Below are 18,480 nucleotides of genomic sequence, written 5' to 3'. Positions count from 1 at the left end.
TGCCATGCGCCGCTGGGGTACTGAACGCGTCGTTGGCCTGCATGATCCGCGGGTCAACGAGCATCATCTGGAATCGACGGGCCTGCCCGCAGACAGCCGTCTGCGTTTGCTCAGCTTCAATATCCAGGTCGGCATCAGTACCGAGCGCTATCGGCACTACCTGACTCGAGGCTGGCAGCATCTGTTGCCGCACACCGGTCGTGCCGACAACCTGCAAAAGATCGGCAATCTGTTGGGCGACTTCGACCTGGTCGCCTTGCAGGAAGCCGATGGCGGCAGCCTGCGATCAGGCTACGTCAATCAGGTTGAACACCTGGCGCAGCTCGGCGCCTTCCCCTACTGGTATCAACAACTCAATCGCAACCTCGGTCGCCTCGGCCAGCACAGCAATGGCGTGCTCAGCCGCCTGCGCCCGTGGGCGATTGAAGATCATCCGCTGCCGGGGCCCAAGGGTCGCGGGGCGATTCTGGTACGCTTCGGCGAGGGTCCGGAGGCGCTGGTAGTGGTAATGATGCACCTGGCTTTGGGCGCTCGGGCCCGCACCATGCAACTGGCTTACATCCGCGAGTTGATTGGCGGTTACAAACACCAGGTGCTGATGGGCGACATGAATACCCACGCCAGTGACTTGCTGCAAACCTCCCCGTTGCGTGACCTCGGCCTGCTAGCGCCGCAACTGGAAGCGACCTTCCCCAGCTGGCGCCCGCAGCGCTGCCTGGACCATATTCTGCTCAGCCCCACTCTGACCCTTGAAAAGGTCGAGGTGCTGGCACAACCGATTTCAGATCACCTGCCCGTCGCGGTAGAGATTCGTCTGCCGGGTTCGCTCACGGCCGATGCATTCCCCGCGTTGAGTCCTGCCCCTTCGCGGATCCCATGAATGAGCGACGAAACACAGCGCTGGAAAGAGAAATACCTTAAAAGCATCGAACAACAGGAAAAGCTCGAACGCCGATGGGACGCCCGGCTCGACTTGCTGCGTCGTGGGCTGGTGCGCAGTACGCTGGCCGCAGAAGGCACCGATCGCGCCGTTGACCTATGCATGAAGGAAATGCGCGAAGTCGTGCGCACCGATGACATGGACGCCGGCCTGGCCGCCCTGCTTCCGCGACTGGAAAAGGCCGTACTTGATTCCGAACAGCGCCGGGAAACCCGGGTCAATCAGACCAGCGCCGCACTGACAGCACTGGTCACTCAGCTGCAAACACTCCCGTTGCCTCGCGAAGTCAGCCGACCGCTCAAGAACTTTGCCAAACAACTGGACGGCCGAGTCAGTCAGGCGCGTGAGATTCCGTTGCTACTCAGCGAACTGAGCGGCCTGCAAGGCAAAGCCCTGCGCCAACTGGATACCCCGGCAGAACCTGATCGTCCCGGTTTTCTGCAACGACTGTTCGGCAATCGGGAAGCGGATGAAGCCGCGCCGCAAATCGCCGCTCCTGCGGTGCAAACGGCTACTGTCGAACCCGTTGCCGCGCCGCTGGCCGCAACCCCGAATGAAACGGTCGAACTCGCATCTGCGGTCGAGCAGCCGCCAGTCGTACCGCCAACGGTACTCGACGCCCAACCCGCCGCTGCCACTCCTGAAACCCTTGAGACACAGCCATCAGTCGCAGAGGCACCCTCTCCTGAAGTGGTGGCCTTTGTCCCGCCTGTGCTTCAGCCAGAGACTGCATCTGCGCAAACTGTAGAGCCACACGTACAGCCGAACATTGAACAACTGCAAGAGCCGGCGCTTCCAAACATCGTGCCAGCCGAGCTTCCTCAACAGGCAATCAACCCGGATGAATTGACCCCGGCATTGGCGACCATCGATGTGGGCCACCTCGAGCCAGAGCATATTCTTTACGCCCTGCCCGACTCGCCCGAGCCGTCCTACAGTTCGGTTGCCAAGCACATCGAAGACACGCTCCTTGGCCTGCTCGACGACCTGACGTTGCCCGAACGCCATCGACCGCAAGCCGAAGCAATGCGTGATCGCCTGCAAAACGGTTTGAACTGGTATGAGTTGATCCCGATCCTCGACGATCTGGCGACCTTGATGCTGGCGATCACCGACAGCGGTCAGCACGAATTCGAAGCTTACCTGCAGCAACTCAACGAGCGCCTCGAGTCGTTCCAGAGCAACTTGCAGGCTGCCAGCGACGGCCATGCCGACAACCGCTCTGCCGCGCGCGAGATGGATACGCAAATCCGTGAGCAAGTCGATGGCCTGCAGAGCAGCATGCAGGAGGCGGCGGACCTGGACGACCTCAAGCACGTCCTGGAGAACCATCTCGAAGGCTTGCTGGGCACCATGGATCAGCACCAGAAGCAGCGCGACGAACGTGAACAGGAAGTCGCGGCACGCTTGCACAGCCTGGCCGAACGCGTGGCGCACATGGAACAGGAAGCGCTGGGCTACCGCGAACACCTTGAAGAACAACGGCAGAAAGCCCTGATCGATCCACTTACGAGCCTGCCCAATCGCGCGGCCTGGAGTGAACGACTGGAGCACGAAATCCGCCAATGGCAGCAACACGGCAACACCCTGTTGCTGGCGATGCTCGATCTCGACCATTTCAAACGCATCAATGATAACTACGGCCACCTGGCAGGCGACAAGGTGCTGAAAATCATCGCCAACGTGCTGCGAACACGCCTGCGCGGGACGGATTTCATTGCGCGGTTTGGCGGTGAGGAGTTTGTCTTGCTGATGCCCGACACTTCGCTGCCAAACGGGGCAAAACTGCTGGAATCCCTGCGCGCATCAATCGAAGCCTGCCCTTTTCACTTCAAGGGCGAGCGGGTAACCATCACCATTTCCATGGGTGTGACTGCATTTAAAGCCGGCGAACACAGCGATTTGGTACTGAAAAGAGCCGATCAGGCGCTATACCGTGCAAAAAACGCCGGTCGCAATCGAGTTGAGGCAGGCTGACAGCCAATTGTTCCATTTTATTTAAAACAGCGCTTTTGCCCTCGGCGCGCAAGGCAGTACGTTACACTGTTGCATTACTGTCTTGCGTGTATGCCTTCTTGCCATGAAATGTCTTGCCCTTATCGTATCGCTGCTTCTGTTGGCCGGCTGTGCCAGCGGTCCCCGGATCGACACCCGCCACCCTTCAGCCAATCACGACAGTCGTATTCAGTTCGTGGTGGTGCATTACACCTCCGCCTCGCTCGAGCGCTCGCTGCAATTGCTGACCCACGGCGAAGTCAGCAGCCACTACCTGATCGGCGATGACAAAGGCGCCACCATCTATAAGCTGATGGATGAAAATCTTCGAGCCTGGCATGCAGGCGAAAGCGAATGGCAAGGCCGGACGTGGCTGAATTCCAGCTCCATCGGCATCGAGATCGTCAATCCTGGCTTCAAAGACACGCCCACCGGCCGCCTCTGGTATCCCTACAGTGAAGATCAGGTTCAGTCGTTGATCTTCCTGCTCAAGGACATCAGCAAACGCTACAACATCAACCCTCGCTCCATCATCGGCCATAGCGACATCGCGCCGCTGCGCAAGCTCGACCCCGGCCCGCTGTTCCCCTGGAAGCGCCTGGCCGCCGAAGGGCTCGGCGTCTGGCCAAACGAGCAGGCCGTCGCCCGCCAGCAATCCCAATTTGCAACAGAACTGCCGAGCATCAGTTGGTATCAGGGACAACTGGCTCGCCTGGGTTATGCCACGCCACAAACGGGCGAGCTTGATGTGGCCACGCGTCACGTACTGGCGGCCTTCCAGATGCATTTTCGCCCCTCCCGATTCGACGGCACACCGGACGCCCAGACTGCGGCGCTCCTGCAAATCTTGAATCAGACAAAATAATGACGCCCGCCCGACGGTAAGGGCTTTTTCTCAATCAGCAGCTATAACTCATTGGTAATTCTTCGGATATCCATAATGACTGTAGCTCGAGAGACGCTTCGTAGCTGGTTCTATCGCCCCTGGTTTTTGGCGATGCTGGCTGCTGCCTTGAGCGCAACACTGTTGATGGCCGCCAGCCTGTTTGTAGCGATGAATCAGGTCGAGCAGAGGGAAAGCCAGGAAATGAACGCCCAGGGCGAACGCTTCCTCGCCCGGCTGGAGCAGCTGTTCGGACAGCTGCGCGAAAGCCTCGACGATCTGGAAGCCCAGCCGCTGCGAGGCTGCGATGATGAAATGATCGCGACCTTGCAACAGGTCAGTTTCAACTACCGATTCGTTTACGAAGCCACTTACATGGATGCGTCGCGGATCTGCTCGAATCGCCCTCGCCAGGGAGGGCCGTCAATGATTCGCCCCCCGGACATCAAGGGCCCCACCTACAGTTTCTGGCTGAACACCACCACCGAACCCGATGAAAACCGTGCGGCGCTGATGCTGGGACGCGGCAATTTTCGGGTCGCAACGTCTCGCGGCCATTTGACCGACATGGTCGATCTGTCGCCGGGAAGCAGCCTTCTGGTGGTACTCGACCATGGCACACGCGCGATTCCTGTCCTGGGTGTCCCACAGGCCTGGCCACCCAAAGAGTCCTTGCCCCTGACAAGCCGCGACGCCTTGCAAGTGACACAAACCCGCTTGATTTACCGTATGCCCACCAACAATCCCGAATACCAATTAGTGCTGATCACCCCGCGCACGGGCATGCATGTGCCAGGAGTGTGGTGGTGGTTGCTGCCGGCCAGTCTGGCGCTAGGCATGTTAGTCGGTTTCATGGTGTTTCTGCTGGTGCGCCAGCGTCAGTCATTGGACGCTGAACTGAACGGCGCCATTCGACGAGGCGAATTACAGGTGTTGTATCAACCGATCTTCGATCTCGACAGTCGCAACTGTGTCGGGGCCGAAGCCTTGCTGCGCTGGCGAAGGCCGGACGGCACGCTGACCAGCCCTGACCTGTTCATTCCGATGGCGGAGAATACCGGCCAGATCCGCCAGATGACCGACTTCGTATTGCAGCGACTTCTCGAACAACTAGGGCAACTGCTACGCGCCAATCCGCAGTTGTACATCTCCGTCAACCTTGCAGCTTGCGACGTCATGGTGCCGCGTATCGGCCAGGTGATGGCACGCCTGCTGACCTTGCATCGGGTCGCGGCGAAGCAGATTGCCTTTGAGGTGACTGAGCGGGGCTTGATCGATGTGGTGGTGGCCAGGGAAAACCTGCAAGCCTTGCGCGATGTCGGGCATCAGGTGCTGATCGATGATTTCGGCACGGGCTATTGCAGCCTCGCCTACCTGCAAACCCTGCCGGTGGACTGCCTGAAAATCGACAAGGCGTTCATTGATGCCCTGGGCCATGACGCCGCCAGCAGCGGCGTGGCGCCGCACATCATTCACATGGCCCAGGCCCTGCAACTCAGGGTGATTGCCGAGGGCATCGAACATGAAGCGCAAGCGGCATTTCTGAGCAGCGAAGGGGTGAAGTACGGTCAGGGCTGGCTGTTTGCTCATGCACTGAGCGCCGTGCAGTTCATCGAACTGATTACCCGTGGTCGCCGGCTGAGCAATCGACGCCTGGATGATGAAGCCTGAGGAGACTGCCGGGGTTAAACCGCCAGCGCCATGTAGAACTGCGTACCCTGCCCCGGCCGCGAATAAACGCCCATCCGCCCGCCATGCAACTGCACGATTTCCTTGCACAACGCCAAACCAAGCCCGGCACCGCCCTTCTTGCGACCAACCTGAACAAAGGGTTCGAAGATCCTCCCCTGTTGACCATAGGCAATGCCTTCGCCGTTGTCTTCGACGCTGATAATCACCCGCTCCCCATGGCGTCGCGCCTGCAGACATATCAGTCCATCCTGGGCGGTATGGCGCAAAGCGTTATCGATCAAGTTATCGAGCACCCGGTCCAATTGCGCCTGATCGGCCTGCAATCTGGGTAACGGGCCCTGCACTTCCACCCGCATTTCGATGCCCTTCTGCGCCGCAGCCTCGGCAAAACGCGCCTGAGCCTCACCCAGTAAATCTTCGATTGAACACGGCGCCAGCGTGAGCTTCTGCAATCCGTTCTGGTAGCGAGAGAAATTCAGCAGATCGTTGATCAGCTGCATCAAGCGCTGCATTTCTTCGTTCACAGTGTCCAGCAAGTCGGCTTCGCGGGAATCCTCAGGAAATTTCGCCCGCTCGCGAAACAGGCCGAAGGCCATGTGCATCCCCGTCACCGGGGTGCGCAACTCATGGGAGGCGCGCAAGACAAACTCGCTGCGCACCCGCTCGAAGGCACGCTGTTCGGTGACGTCATGCAACACCATCACGGCGCCGAGGATATGGCCCTGTGTGTGGCTGACCGGGGTCAGGCTGTAAGTCAGTAACCTCGATTCACCATCGACCTCAATGCTCAGGTCTTCCGGCGCCCGCTCCAGGGTCCCGCCGCGCAGTACCAGTTGCAGCTGCTCATCGAGTTCGGGGCGATCGAGCGCTGTGCCCAGCCCTTGGCCGAGACGATCGGAGTCCCAACCCAACTGCCGCTGGGCCACTGGATTGAGGTGCTCCAAATGGCCTTCGCGGTCGATCATCAACAACCCATCGTCGATGCTGTCGAGTACCGCCTGCAAACGTTGCTGACCGGCGAGCAGCTCGTCGATATTCATCACCTGGTGCTCACGCAGCGCCTGCGCCATGATGCCGAAGCGCTTGGTCAGCTGGTTCATTTCCTCGGCGGAGGAAACCGGCAGGGTCACTTCGAAATTGCCCTGGCCGATGTTGTCGGCGGCCTGGACCAACGCTTCGATCGGAGCGCCAAACCGCCGGGCGATCGCGTGAGCAGTCACGAAACCGATGATCAGCACCGCCAACCCCACCAACCCGAGCAGACCGGCAATCAGCAACGCGCGTTCGCGGGCCTTACGCTCGGTATCGTTGATGTTATCCAGTGCGCGCTTTTGTTCAGTGACCAGACCGTTGCGCAAAATATTGAATTTTTCCGTCAGCGCCTCATTGCCGCTCAACGCAGGCGTCGGTGCTTGTGTCTGATCGTAGACCTGAAGAAAGTCGAGGTAGTCAGCCTTGGCCTGTATGAAACCGTAGCCGCCGTTACCGGATTGCTGAAGGGTGATGCCTTCTTTGAGCAACTCGAGGTAGTGTTGCCTGGTAGCCTCGAATGCCGCGGGATCAGGCTTGTCGCTGATCATGATCATGAGCTGGTCGCCCAGGGTCTGACGCAATTTCAACCCCAGGTCCAGCGTAACTAAATTGTTGCGAACCAGCACTTCCTGGGTCCCGGCCATCTGCATCACGCTGACCAGCCCGAGCAAGAGCCCGAGCAGTGCCACGGTGATCAGCGCCGAAATACTCAGAAACAGCCGAGTCCGCAGCTTCATCGCCAGTTTCATCGCAGGCTCACAAGTTGTACTGCTTGCGTTTGCGGTACAGGGTCGAGGCATCGATGCCGAGAGTCTTGGCCGCCTGGTCCAGCGTGTCGGCGGTGGCGAGGACGGCGCCGATGTGGGCTTTCTCCAACTCATCCAGGCTCAACGCCGCACCAATACGCGGCGCGTTATTGGTCGGGGTCTCGGCCATGCCCAAGTGGCTGATCTCGACCCGCTCCTGAGGGCAGATAATGCTCGCCCGCTCCACCACGTTACGCAGTTCGCGAATGTTGCCCGGCCAGCGGTAACCCAGCAATGCTTCACGGGCTTCATCGCTGAAGCCCCGTGCAGGACGCGCGTACTCCTTGACGAAGCGAGCCAGGAAACGGTCGGCCAGGTTCAGGATGTCTTCCCGGCGTTCGCGCAGTGGCGGCAAGTGCAACGTGATGACGTTCAGGCGATAGAGCAGGTCTTCGCGGAAACGGCCGTCGCGCACCATGTCTTCGAGGTTCAGGTTGGTCGCCGCAAGAATTCGCACATCGGCGCGGCGGGTCACCGGATCACCCACGCGCTCGTATTCCTTATCCTGGATGAAACGCAGCAACTTGGGTTGCAACGTCAGGGGAAAATCGCCGATCTCGTCGAGAAACAATGTACCGCCATCCGCTTGGTTGACTCGCCCCAAGGTGCTTTCGCTGGCACCGGTGAACGCGCCTCGGCTATGGCCGAAGAGTTCACTTTCCATTAATTCCGCCGTCAGCGACGGGCAGTTGATGGTGACGCAGGACTTCTTCTGGCGCTTGCTCCAGCCGTGAATGGCTTGGGACAGTTCACCTTTACCGGTGCCGGACTCGCCAAGGATCAGAATGTTGGCGTCGGTGCTGGCGACCTGGCGTGCGGTTTCGAGTACCACTTTCATCGCCGGGCTATGGGAATCCAGACCGTCCTTGGGTTTACGCACTTCGCCTTCAAGTGCTTCCAGGCGGGCCGAGAGCTGCCGCACTTCCAGCTGCTTGGCGGTGGCCAGTCGCAACTGGTCGGGGCTGCAAGGCTTGACGAGGTAATCGGCGGCACCGGCCTGGATCGCGTCCACGGCGGTGTCCACGGCCGAGTGCGCGGTGACGATCACCACCCGCATCCATGGCGCCTGGATGCGCATCTGGGCCAGCACATCCAGGCCATTATCTTCACCCAGGCGCAGATCGAGGAAGCACAGATCGAACACCTGACGTTGCAGCAAAGCATCGGCCTGCGCCGCGCTGTTCGCGGTGGCCACGCTATAGCCTTCATCTTCGAGGCAATAACGGAAGGTTCGCAGAATGGCGGATTCGTCATCCACCAGCAGAATGCGGCCTTGATGCTCAGTGGCTGATTCCATGTTCCTGCGCTCCTTTAATGAATGATCTTGGTCAGTCTAATGAATGATCTTGGTTAGTCCCGGAAAAATCGGGCAAGTTGCATGGTTGATTCTGATCCTTTCCAGCCATGGCAGGGTAGCTGTCTACTCAACCATTAGCTAATGGGCTGATTTCCCTGGTTTTTTACCAAAAGACCGCTTTCGGTGGTTACCCATACCCTTTTCTGACATCTGCGCCCTCCTCGCAATTCAAAAATAATCAAAGTCTCCGGATATCGATCGTGCAATACGCACGACCCTGCGCGGCCCATCGTGCAGGATGCGTCCACCGTGATTTCTACTAACAAACTAACATATTGATTTAAAACAGTTTTTTCCTGTGAAAAAGCTGGCATGCAGGCTGCAATAGTCTGGGTAATCAGGGCCATTTTGAATCGACGCCCTCTAACAAGATCACCACCAGAGTGGGAGGAGTTTCAGGATGAATCGCCAACGTGTCGCCCCATTGCGCATCTCGCCTTTGTATATTCAACAAGGACTGTTTGGCCTCCTGGCGCTGTTGATCACGCTGATCGCCGGCCAGCAGTTCCTTCTGTGGGAGCAGAGCCAGCAACCCGAGGCGCCGCACGTGTCGATTCAACGCGCAACCCAGACCCACTTCAGCGCCGTCAGCAGCCACCAGGCTGACCTCGCCCCAATGCGCATGATGGACGTCGACCAGGCTCAGCCTGTGGATGAGATGCCTCGTCAGGAACGTTGGGTGTTCTGAGCAAACGAACTTGGCGCGCTCGATGCGCCGGGAAAAGCACCTCAAGCAGCATCTCTAATATAGAAGCGTAAGGAGAATCACCATGTTGAGCTGGGCAATCACATTCTTGATCATTGCCATCATCGCCGCCGTACTGGGCTTCGGTGGTATCGCGGGCACCGCCACGGGTATCGCCAAGATTCTCTTTGTCGTGTTCCTGGTGATGTTCATTGCTTCGTTCTTCTTTGGCCGTCGCGGTCGAGGCTGAATATGAGCGTTACGTTAAAGACTCTGGCAGCCGCCCTGCTTCTGGGCGGTAGTGCCATGGCGACCGCGGCCAATGATGGCCAGACGCGGGCCAGCGAATTGCTGAATTCGGACCCGCAGTACCGTGAAACCTGGACTAAAGTCGTTAAAAAGGAAGAACGACTGCCGGAATGGGTGATGAACCTGTCTGGCGATGCCGAACAAATGAATGCTGTTGAAGAGGATGGCGACAAGTACCTGGTCGGGCCGCTTTGCGAAACGCAACCGACGTGCCTGAACAAGCGCCTGATCGTGGCCTTCAGCTTCGACAAAAAGGACGCCTACGCCATGCTGGTCGAAGTGCCTGCGGGACTGCCGGCCGACAAGTCGCCAACGCGACATGCCGATTACCGCTTCCTCGGGAAGCCAGACCAGGGCATGCAGGACCTGTTGATGGAACAACTCAAGAAAGATCCGAACTGGTACTGAGTTTGTAACACGAGAGGAGCAGCATGCTCCTTTCCAGTGCGCCACCCGAGGAAGGCAGGCGCATGACCAAGGGGTCGGGACGTTCTGCCTGTTTCTGGGGCGGAGTGACCTACGGGCACATGGAGTGTCTGCGCAAGGGCCGGGTCAGGTATGTATAAAGCTGCGACGCAAGTTCGCCAGCCCCGAGTGGCTCGACGGACTTGCGAAGAGCTTCAACGTGCAAAACGTTGATCTAGAGCACTGCGCTCATTCCCTTCTGCTGCATATTCCCCGCAAAACCGTTTCGCGGTGTTTCTTCACGACCGTATATCGAGAAACCTTCGACTTTCAGCGTGTGAGTTTTCCCCGTTAAACGTAGGCTTTTTCGCAAATTTTGCCCTGAATTCAACTGTTTAAAAATTGACCAACCTCCTCTGAAATGGCCGGTTCATGGCACTTATGCCTGCCGAAATGTCGTATTCGAACCGGTTGGGACGCGAGTTTCAATTAAAAAAGCTCATGCCGATTCGGCATGGGGTAGGCGTTTACGGCATTAGACGTCGCTTCCTTGCATCGGAATAGTTGCGCCTTTTTTCGCCTGCCAGAGAGCCGTAATAAAGCGCTCCGGGGCACCTTATACGGGGGCAGATGCACAGACTTTTTCGCCACAAGCGTTCCAGTTCTTGCATTCGCCTGAGTCAAACGCAAGTAAGGGTAAAGATATGAAGAAGGCAAAGCTCAGCCTCGCCTGGCAGATCCTCATCGGTCTGGTTCTGGGGATAGCAATCGGTGCGCTGCTCAACCATTTCAGTGCCGAAAAAGCCTGGTGGATCAGCAACGTCCTGCAACCGGCAGGCGATATCTTTATCCGTCTGATCAAGATGATCGTGATTCCGATCGTCATCTCCTCGCTGATCGTTGGCATCGCTGGCGTAGGTGATGCGAAGAAACTCGGGCGTATCGGCCTCAAGACCATCATTTACTTCGAGATCGTCACCACCATCGCCATCCTGGTCGGTCTGGTGCTGGCCAACGTGTTCCATCCGGGCACCGGCATCGACATGAGCACCCTGGGCACTGTGGATATTTCCAAGTACCAGGCAACGGCTGCCGAGGTTCAGCATGAACACGCGTTCATCGAAACCATCCTCAATCTGATCCCGTCGAACATCTTCGCGGCCATGGCCCGCGGCGAAATGCTGCCGATCATCTTCTTCTCCGTGTTGTTCGGTCTCGGCTTGTCGAGCCTGCAATCGGATCTGCGCGAGCCGCTGGTGAAGATGTTCCAGGGCGTGTCGGAAAGCATGTTCAAAGTCACCCACATGATCATGAACTACGCCCCGATCGGCGTGTTCGCACTGATCGCAGTGACCGTGGCCAACTTTGGTTTCGCGTCCCTGGTACCGCTGGCCAAACTGGTGATCCTGGTTTACGTCGCCATCGCCTTCTTCGCCTTCGTGGTACTGGGCCTGATCGCCAAGCTGTTCGGCTTCTCGGTGATCAAGCTGATGCGCATCTTCAAGGATGAGCTGGTGCTGGCTTACTCCACCGCTTCTTCGGAAACCGTGCTGCCGCGTGTGATCGAGAAGATGGAAGCCTACGGCGCGCCGAAAGCCATTTGCAGCTTTGTGGTACCGACCGGTTATTCGTTCAACCTCGACGGTTCGACCCTGTACCAGAGCATCGCGGCGATCTTCATTGCCCAGCTCTACGGCATCGACCTGTCGATCAGCCAGCAATTGCTGCTGGTGCTGACCCTGATGGTGACGTCCAAAGGCATCGCCGGCGTACCGGGCGTTTCCTTCGTGGTGCTGCTGGCCACGCTGGGCAGCGTGGGTATTCCGCTCGAAGGCCTGGCGTTCATCGCCGGTGTCGACCGCATCATGGACATGGCGCGTACCGCGTTGAACGTGATCGGCAATGCCTTGGCCGTGCTAGTCATCTCCCGCTGGGAAGGCATGTACGACGATGCCAAGGGCCAGCGTTACTGGAATTCACTGCCGCACTGGCGCAGCAAGGAAAAGCTGCCGGTAGGCGAAGTCTCCAGCAACTAACGCAAAAACCTGTAGGAGCATGGCTTGCCAGCGAAGAACGATAACGCGGTGTAACTGAAACACCGCGGCGTCCCATTCGCGGGCAAGCCTCGCTCCTACGGTACGAGGTAGCACGCACGTTATGTGTATGACGCAATCTCGCAAACAAACCCCGGAGAAATCCGGGGTTTGTCGTTTCTGGCTACCTCGCTATCATTCGCGGCATTCTTCGGGGGATTTAACTGATGCTCAATGGCCTGTGGCTTGGCTTCTTCATCGTGGCGGCCGTTTCGGCGCTGGCGCAATGGCTGATCGGCGGTAACGCCGGGATCTTCGCGGCGATGGTGGAAAGCATTTTCGCCATGGCCAAGTTATCGGTCGAGGTCATGGTCCTGCTGTTCGGCACCCTGACCCTCTGGCTGGGCTTTCTGCGAATCGCCGAGAAGGCCGGGATCGTCGAGTGGCTGGCCAAGGCGCTGGGCCCTTTGTTCTTGCGCCTGATGCCGGAAGTGCCGGCCGGTCACCCGGCCATCGGCCTGATCACGCTCAACTTCGCCGCCAATGGCCTGGGGCTGGACAACGCCGCCACGCCGATCGGCCTTAAAGCCATGAAGTCGCTGCAAGAGCTCAACCCCAGCGACACCATTGCCAGCAACGCGCAGATCCTGTTCCTGGTGCTCAACGCCTCATCGCTGACCCTGCTGCCGGTGACGATTTTCATGTACCGCGCCCAGCAAGGTGCGCCGGATCCGACGCTGGTGTTTCTGCCAATCCTCCTGGCAACAAGCTGCTCGACGCTGGTTGGCCTGCTGTCGGTGGCGTTCATGCAGCGTCTGCGCCTGTGGGACCCAGTGGTGCTCGCGTATCTGATTCCCGGTGCCCTGGCCCTCGGCGGCTTCATGGCGCTGCTGGCGACGCTCTCGGCGACCGCTCTGGCCGGGTTGTCATCGATCCTCGGCAACCTGACGCTGTTCGGGTTGATCATGCTGTTTCTGGTGATCGGCGCATTGCGCAAAGTGAAGGTCTACGAAGCGTTCGTCGAAGGTGCCAAGGAAGGCTTCGACGTGGCCAAAAACCTGCTGCCGTATCTGGTGGCAATGCTTTGCGCCGTCGGCGTGCTTCGGGCATCCGGGGCGCTGGATTTTGGTCTCGACGGCATTCGGCATCTGGTGGAGTGGGCCGGTTGGGACACGCGCTTCGTCGATGCGCTGCCGACGGCGATGGTGAAACCGTTCTCCGGTAGCGCCGCGCGGGCGATGCTGATCGAGACCATGAAGACCTCCGGGGTGGACAGCTTCCCGGCGCTGGTGGCGGCGACGATTCAGGGCAGTACCGAGACGACGTTCTATGTGTTGGCCGTGTACTTCGGTGCGGTGGGGATTCAGCGGGCTCGGCATGCGGTGGGGTGTGCGTTGCTGGCGGAGCTTGCCGGCGTTCTAGGTGCCATCGGGGTTTGCTACTGGTTCTTCGGCTAACCGAGATCCCCTGTAGGAGTGAGCCTGCTCGCGATAGCGGTGTAACAGTCAACATTTGTGGCGACTGTTACACCGCTATCGCGAGCAGGCTCACTCCTACAGGGGGTTTGTGTTGGCTTTAAGGGCGGGGTGGCGGGGCGACTTTCTGGCCTTGTTCAACCGCCCAACTCACCACCTGCGCCGTCAACTTGTCATTGGCCTGGCCAAACCCGACCACCACCGCCGGCACCTTCACATCGTTCAATGGCTGACGCACTTCAAAGCGTCGGCTGGCGAGTATTCGCTGGTCATACCCGCGCACCAGCAATGCATCCAGGCGCACGACCACGCTCGCGGCGGTGCCTTGGTATTCAGTCTGGAACGCTTGCAGACTTCCGCCCAATTCCAGATCCGCCTGGAAGTTACTGTCATCCGTACTCAGCAACGGCACCCGACCGTCCCGCTGGAAACCATCAAGCAGTCGATTACGCAGCAACACCGGCGCCGGATCGCTCCAGCGCGAGGCGGTGTAGCTGCTGATCAGATCACCTTGCGGGATCACGGCGATTTTCGGGCTGTTCAACGCTTCGCTGGCCTGAGGCTTGTTCAAGCGCAGCGACCAGCGTTGCGGCGCGCCGGGACTGGCCGATACGCTGCTCTGGCCCGACGGCAAGCGATAGACATCGGACGGCTCGGACTTGGGCAAGATCGAGCAGGCACTGACCAACGTGAAGCTGGCGAGGAGGGCGAGGGTCGCAAGCTTCATGGCGTGAACTCCTTGTTCTTGTCATTGCCCAGCAAGTAACCGCTGGGGTTGGCTTCCAGGCGTTGGGAGATGGCGCGCAACGACGTCAGGGTGTCGCGCAGTTCACGCACCGCCGGCGCCAGGCCATTGAGGCCCTGCATGCCGCTGTTCAGAGAATCCTGATTGGTCGTGAGCAAACTGTTGATGGTCGCGCTGCTTTGCTCCAGCGATTTCATCGCCTGCTCGGCGCTGCCGAACATCTGCTTGCCCTGATCGTTGAGCAGGCCATTGGCGTTGCGCATCAACGCCGATGTCTGCTCCAGCATGGCGCCAGCCTGCTTGCCGACCGACGCCAGTTGCTGCATCGCCTGACGAATATCACCGCGCTGATCGGCGATGGTGCCGGTGGTTTGTTCCAAGTGTTCCAGCGTCTTGCTGATGCGCTCGACGTTCTCCGTGGAAAACATCAGGTTGGCGTTATGCATCAGCGTGTTCACGCCGGCCATCAGGTCGCCGCTGTCGTTCAGCAGACGGGCGATGGGCGAGGGCGACGCGATAATCACCGGCAGATTGCCGTCCTTACCCTTGAGGGTCGGACTTTGCGGCGTACCGCCGCTGAGCTGAATGATCGACGTGCCGGTAATCCCCGTCAGCGCCAATATGGCCCGGGTGTCTTCCTTGATTGGCGTATCGCCGCCCAGGCGAATCCGCGCCAATACCCGGCGCGGGTCTTTCGGGTCCAGGCGCAGCGTCACCACGTCGCCGACCTTGATCCCGCTGTATTGCACGGCGCTGCCCTTGGACAAACCGCTGACCGCCTCGTTGAAAACGACTTCGTAATCCTTGAACTCGGTGTCGACGCTGGACTTGGCCAGCCACAAACCGAAGAGCAGGGCGCCTGCCACCACAATCACGGTGAACAGGCCGATCAATACATGATGGGCTCGGGTTTCCATGTCAGACCTCATTCAACTGTTGAGCGGCCGTCAGCGCCGCGCGGCCGCGAGGGCCATGGAAGTATTCGTGAATCCACGCATCGTCGGTTTCCGAAACCTTGTCGATGGCGTCCGCCACCAGCACTTTTTTCTGCGCCAGCACCGCCACCCGGTCGGTGATGGTGTAGAGCGTGTCGAGGTCGTGGGTCACCAGGAACACACTCAGGCCCAAGGCATCACGCAGCGTCAGGATCAGTTGATCAAAGGCTGCGGCGCCAATCGGATCGAGGCCGGCAGTGGGTTCGTCGAGAAACAGAATGTCCGGGTCCAGCGCCAAGGCCCGGGCCAGCGCCGCGCGCTTGATCATGCCGCCGGACAGCGAAGCAGGGTATTTGTCCGCCGCCGACAGCGGCAGCCCGGCCAACGCCAGTTTCACCGCCGCCAGGTGCTCGGCGTCTTCACGGCTCAGGCCGGCGTGCTCGATCAGGGGCAGGGCGACGTTTTCGGTCACGGTCAGCGAAGAGAACAGGGCCCCCTTCTGGAACAGCACGCCGAAGCGCCGTTCGACCATCGAACGCTCGCGTTCGGACAGGGTCGGCAGGTTTTTGCCGAAGACCTTCACCATCCCTTCGCTGGGCTGGCGCAAGCCGACGATGCTGCGCAACAGCACCGATTTGCCGCTGCCGGAACCGCCCACCACGGCAAGGATTTCACCTTTGTACAAATCGAGGTCGAGGTTCTCGTGCACGCTCTGGCTGCCGAAGCGATTGCACAGCCCACGGACTTCGATCACCGCCTCGGAGGGCGCTCGGGGTACTCGACTCACCAACCCATCTCCATGAAAAATAGCGCGGCCACGGCGTCGAGCACGATCACCACGAAAATCGACTGCACCACGCTCGACGTGGTGTGCGCACCCACGGATTCGGCGCTGCCACTGACCTTGAAGCCTTCAAGGCAACCGATCGCAGCGATCAGGAAGGCGAAGATCGGCGCTTTGACGATCCCCACCAGAAAGTGCTGAACGCCGATATCGGTTTGCAGCAGCGACAGGAACATCGCCGGCGAAATATCCAGCGACACCGCGCACACCACGCCACCGCCGATAATGCCCGAGAGCATCGCCAGAAAGGTCAGCATCGGCAGCGCCACCAGCAATGCCAAAACCCGTGGCACCACCAACAACTCCATCGGGTCGAGGCCCAACGTGCGGATGGCGTCGATTTCTTCGTTGGCCTTCATCGAGCCGATCTGCGCGGTGAACGCACTCGCCGTACGCCCGGCCATCAGGATCGCGGTGAGCAACACGCCGAATTCGCGAAGAAAGGAGAACGCCACCAGGTCCACGGTAAAAATACTCGCACCGAAACTCGCCAACACCGTCGCGCCGAGAAACGCCACCACGGCACCGACCAGAAAGGTCAGCAGGGCCACGATGGGCGCGGCGTCGAGGCCGGTCTGTTCGATGTGCGCAACCATTGGCGTGATGCGCCAGCGCTTGGGGCGAAACAGCCCACGAGCGATGGTTTCCAGAATCAGGCCGACGAAGCCCAGCAATTGCAGGGTGTCTTGCCAGACTGCGTCGACTGCGCGACCGATGCGGGTCAGCAGTTGAATGCCGACGCTGATTTCCGGTTCCTTGATCGGCACGCAGAAGTCGCTGAGCGAGCAATAAACCGTCTGCAGCAAGGCACGGTCAGGAGGGGACAACGTGCAATCGGGATGTTCGGCGGATCGGCCCAAACGCTCGGACCCGAGCAATTCGACCAGCAGCGACGCACCGGCAGTGTCGAGCGCACCGAGGCCATTGAGGTCAATGTGCGTGCTGTCGTCGTATTGGCCGCGCAGCTTTTCGCTCAGGTTCTTGAGATCGGCGTAATGGGCGAGCGTCCAGTCACCCGTGACCCGCAGTTGTGCGGGTGAGTGAGAGGCGTCTAGCTGGGCATTGCCGGCCGTAATGCTGTTGGTCATAAGCTCCGTGCTTGTTCGGCTATTTGCGCAGATCTACGTAATAGCACGAACCGGATTACTTTTCTTTGATCGGTGTGCTGTCCGTGATTTTGAAGCGCAACACACCGATCAACTGGCCGTCTTCGGTCAGCACCCGGACCTGCCATTTACCCGCAGGATTGCCCGGGAAATTCCGCTTGTGGGTCCAGGCGCGGTAGCCCTCCTTGCGCCCGCCGTGGATGTCCAGCGGGATGCGATCGACCTCTTTGCCGTTGAACTGCCAGACGTGATAAATCCGCTCATCCAGGCCGCGCGGGGCGTTGATCGCGGTGTAGGCGTACAGGCCGTCGCCACGGATCTGCTCGGCGCTGACTTCTTCCAGGCTTTTGCCGGGCGTGCGGTCCTGCATTTGGGTGCTGATCGCCACATCGGTCATCCACAGGGTTGCCGGCGGCACCCACGAACGCAGCACCCAACCCACGCCGCCGATGCCGACGGTGATACTCAGGATTGCCAACGCGTTGCGCACGGTTCGGATCGGGAAGATCGACGCCAGGCTCGGGAACGACAGGACGACGGCCGTGCCCAGCGCCAGTTTGAAGCTCTGGGAAGTGGTCAGGTGCAGGATGACGGGCAGGGCGGTCAGCAGCGCCGCGAACAAGGTCAGCGTGTGTAACGCCAGGAACGCCCAGCGACGCGGCGCCAGCCATTTGTAGTAGAGCGGATCAGTGATGGAAATCAGCGCGGCGATGCTCAGCAACCCGGTGAAGAACAACTGGCCGCTGTTCCAGGTGGTGGTGATGAAAAAGAACGGCAGGACGAAGAACAGGCTTTCCTGGTGAATCATCTGCGTGGCGTAGCGCAGCAACGGCTGGGGAATTTCGCGTTTGAAGATTCGGGTGAAAAGCTTGGTGAGGCTGTTTTCCAGCATCAGCCAAATCCAGCTGAGCACCATGATGATGGTGATCCAGGTCGCCAGGCCTTGCTGACGATCCACCAGCATGAAGCTGCCGACCCCGGAGATAAAACCGCCGAGCGCAATCACCCCGGGATAGCGCTTCATCAATTCCAGGATGCGCTGGGCGTAAAGGGTCAGAGTAGGCATTCGGCGGTTCACAATAGTCGTGGGAAAAATCCTCGACAGAGTACCGCCCGGGCGCAGGCGTGGCGAGGGTGCCGGTCACTTTGGTTGAACACAAAACCCGGATTGGAAATCTACTGTGGCGAGGGGATTTCTGTGGCGAGGGGATTTATCCCCGTTCGGCTGCGCAGCAGTC

The 18,480-nt window shown here is 59.5% G+C and carries 16 protein-coding genes; 9 read left to right on the top strand and 7 right to left on the bottom strand.

Going from position 1 to position 18,480, the window contains the following annotated elements; all coding sequences use genetic code 11:
- Nucleotides 1–4: 4 nt before the first annotated feature.
- The 4 genes from ACYZTY_RS28930 (at nucleotide 5) to ACYZTY_RS28915 (ending at nucleotide 5,489) form a co-directional block, all read left to right on the top strand.
- Nucleotides 5–880, top strand: coding sequence for an endonuclease/exonuclease/phosphatase family protein (locus tag ACYZTY_RS28930; protein WP_461956466.1), 876 nt, complete (start codon nucleotides 5–7; stop codon nucleotides 878–880).
- Nucleotides 881–2,917 carry a diguanylate cyclase gene (locus tag ACYZTY_RS28925; RefSeq protein WP_461956465.1) on the top strand — a complete coding sequence of 679 codons (2,037 nt, stop codon included), beginning with the start codon at nucleotides 881–883 and terminating at the stop codon, nucleotides 2,915–2,917.
- 103 nt (nucleotides 2,918–3,020) lie between these two features.
- On the top strand, nucleotides 3,021–3,800 hold the full coding sequence (locus ACYZTY_RS28920; protein ID WP_461956464.1) for an N-acetylmuramoyl-L-alanine amidase: 780 nt from the start codon (nucleotides 3,021–3,023) through the stop codon (nucleotides 3,798–3,800).
- A gap of 75 nt (nucleotides 3,801–3,875) precedes the next feature.
- The gene (locus ACYZTY_RS28915; RefSeq protein WP_461956463.1) at nucleotides 3,876–5,489 is read left to right on the top strand and encodes an EAL domain-containing protein; all 1,614 of its coding nucleotides are present in this window, start codon (nucleotides 3,876–3,878) and stop codon (nucleotides 5,487–5,489) included.
- Between the two features lie 14 nt (nucleotides 5,490–5,503).
- Here the strand turns inward: ACYZTY_RS28915 and ACYZTY_RS28910 are convergent, their stop codons facing one another.
- On the bottom strand, nucleotides 5,504–7,291 hold the full coding sequence (locus tag ACYZTY_RS28910) for an ATP-binding protein (protein WP_461956462.1): 1,788 nt from the start codon (nucleotides 7,289–7,291) through the stop codon (nucleotides 5,504–5,506).
- Nucleotides 7,292–7,298: 7 nt separating this feature from the next.
- Nucleotides 7,299–8,645, bottom strand: coding sequence for a sigma-54-dependent response regulator transcription factor AlgB (gene algB / locus ACYZTY_RS28905; protein ID WP_010465602.1), 1,347 nt, complete (start codon nucleotides 8,643–8,645; stop codon nucleotides 7,299–7,301).
- A 460-nt stretch (nucleotides 8,646–9,105) separates the two neighbouring features.
- Here algB and ACYZTY_RS28900 point away from each other — a divergent pair, with 460 nt between their 5' ends.
- From ACYZTY_RS28900 to ACYZTY_RS28880, 5 genes are all read left to right on the top strand, one after another.
- Nucleotides 9,106–9,393, top strand: coding sequence for a hypothetical protein (locus ACYZTY_RS28900; protein ID WP_461956461.1), 288 nt, complete (start codon nucleotides 9,106–9,108; stop codon nucleotides 9,391–9,393).
- 82 nt (nucleotides 9,394–9,475) lie between these two features.
- Nucleotides 9,476–9,640, top strand: coding sequence for a DUF1328 domain-containing protein (locus tag ACYZTY_RS28895; RefSeq protein ID WP_003177151.1), 165 nt, complete (start codon nucleotides 9,476–9,478; stop codon nucleotides 9,638–9,640).
- 2 nt (nucleotides 9,641–9,642) lie between these two features.
- Nucleotides 9,643–10,107 (top strand): inhibitor of vertebrate lysozyme family protein, encoded by a 465-nt coding sequence (locus ACYZTY_RS28890; RefSeq protein ID WP_461956460.1) that lies wholly within the window; start codon nucleotides 9,643–9,645, stop codon nucleotides 10,105–10,107.
- 701 nt (nucleotides 10,108–10,808) lie between these two features.
- The gene (gene gltP / locus ACYZTY_RS28885) at nucleotides 10,809–12,140 is read left to right on the top strand and encodes a glutamate/aspartate:proton symporter GltP (RefSeq protein WP_461956459.1); all 1,332 of its coding nucleotides are present in this window, start codon (nucleotides 10,809–10,811) and stop codon (nucleotides 12,138–12,140) included.
- A gap of 224 nt (nucleotides 12,141–12,364) precedes the next feature.
- A complete protein-coding gene (locus tag ACYZTY_RS28880; protein WP_461956458.1) occupies nucleotides 12,365–13,594 on the top strand; it encodes a nucleoside recognition domain-containing protein in 1,230 nt (409 codons plus the stop codon).
- 118 nt (nucleotides 13,595–13,712) lie between these two features.
- Here ACYZTY_RS28880 and ACYZTY_RS28875 read toward each other — a convergent pair whose 3' ends face one another.
- The 5 genes from ACYZTY_RS28875 to ACYZTY_RS28855 are packed head-to-tail and all read right to left on the bottom strand — an operon-like array spanning nucleotide 13,713 to nucleotide 18,308.
- Nucleotides 13,713–14,339 (bottom strand): ABC-type transport auxiliary lipoprotein family protein, encoded by a 627-nt coding sequence (locus ACYZTY_RS28875; protein WP_461956457.1) that lies wholly within the window; start codon nucleotides 14,337–14,339, stop codon nucleotides 13,713–13,715.
- Complete coding sequence (locus ACYZTY_RS28870) at nucleotides 14,336–15,274, bottom strand: MlaD family protein (RefSeq protein WP_461956456.1); 939 nt, start codon at nucleotides 15,272–15,274, stop codon at nucleotides 14,336–14,338. Before ACYZTY_RS28870 ends, ACYZTY_RS28875 begins: the two co-directional genes overlap by 4 nt.
- A 1-nt stretch (nucleotide 15,275) precedes the next feature.
- Nucleotides 15,276–16,079 (bottom strand): ABC transporter ATP-binding protein, encoded by an 804-nt coding sequence (locus tag ACYZTY_RS28865; RefSeq protein ID WP_461956455.1) that lies wholly within the window; start codon nucleotides 16,077–16,079, stop codon nucleotides 15,276–15,278.
- A complete protein-coding gene (locus ACYZTY_RS28860) occupies nucleotides 16,076–17,224 on the bottom strand; it encodes an ABC transporter permease (RefSeq protein WP_461956454.1) in 1,149 nt (382 codons plus the stop codon). The genes ACYZTY_RS28865 and ACYZTY_RS28860 overlap by 4 nt, the downstream gene beginning before the upstream one ends.
- A gap of 55 nt (nucleotides 17,225–17,279) precedes the next feature.
- Complete coding sequence (locus tag ACYZTY_RS28855) at nucleotides 17,280–18,308, bottom strand: DUF5924 family protein (protein WP_461956453.1); 1,029 nt, start codon at nucleotides 18,306–18,308, stop codon at nucleotides 17,280–17,282.
- Between the last annotated feature and the right edge of the window lie 172 nt (nucleotides 18,309–18,480).

This window comes from Pseudomonas sp. LB1P83 (assembly GCF_054897885.1).
The sequence above is the reverse complement of the archived record's forward strand: the minus strand, read 5'-3'. Positions and strand labels throughout refer to the sequence as shown.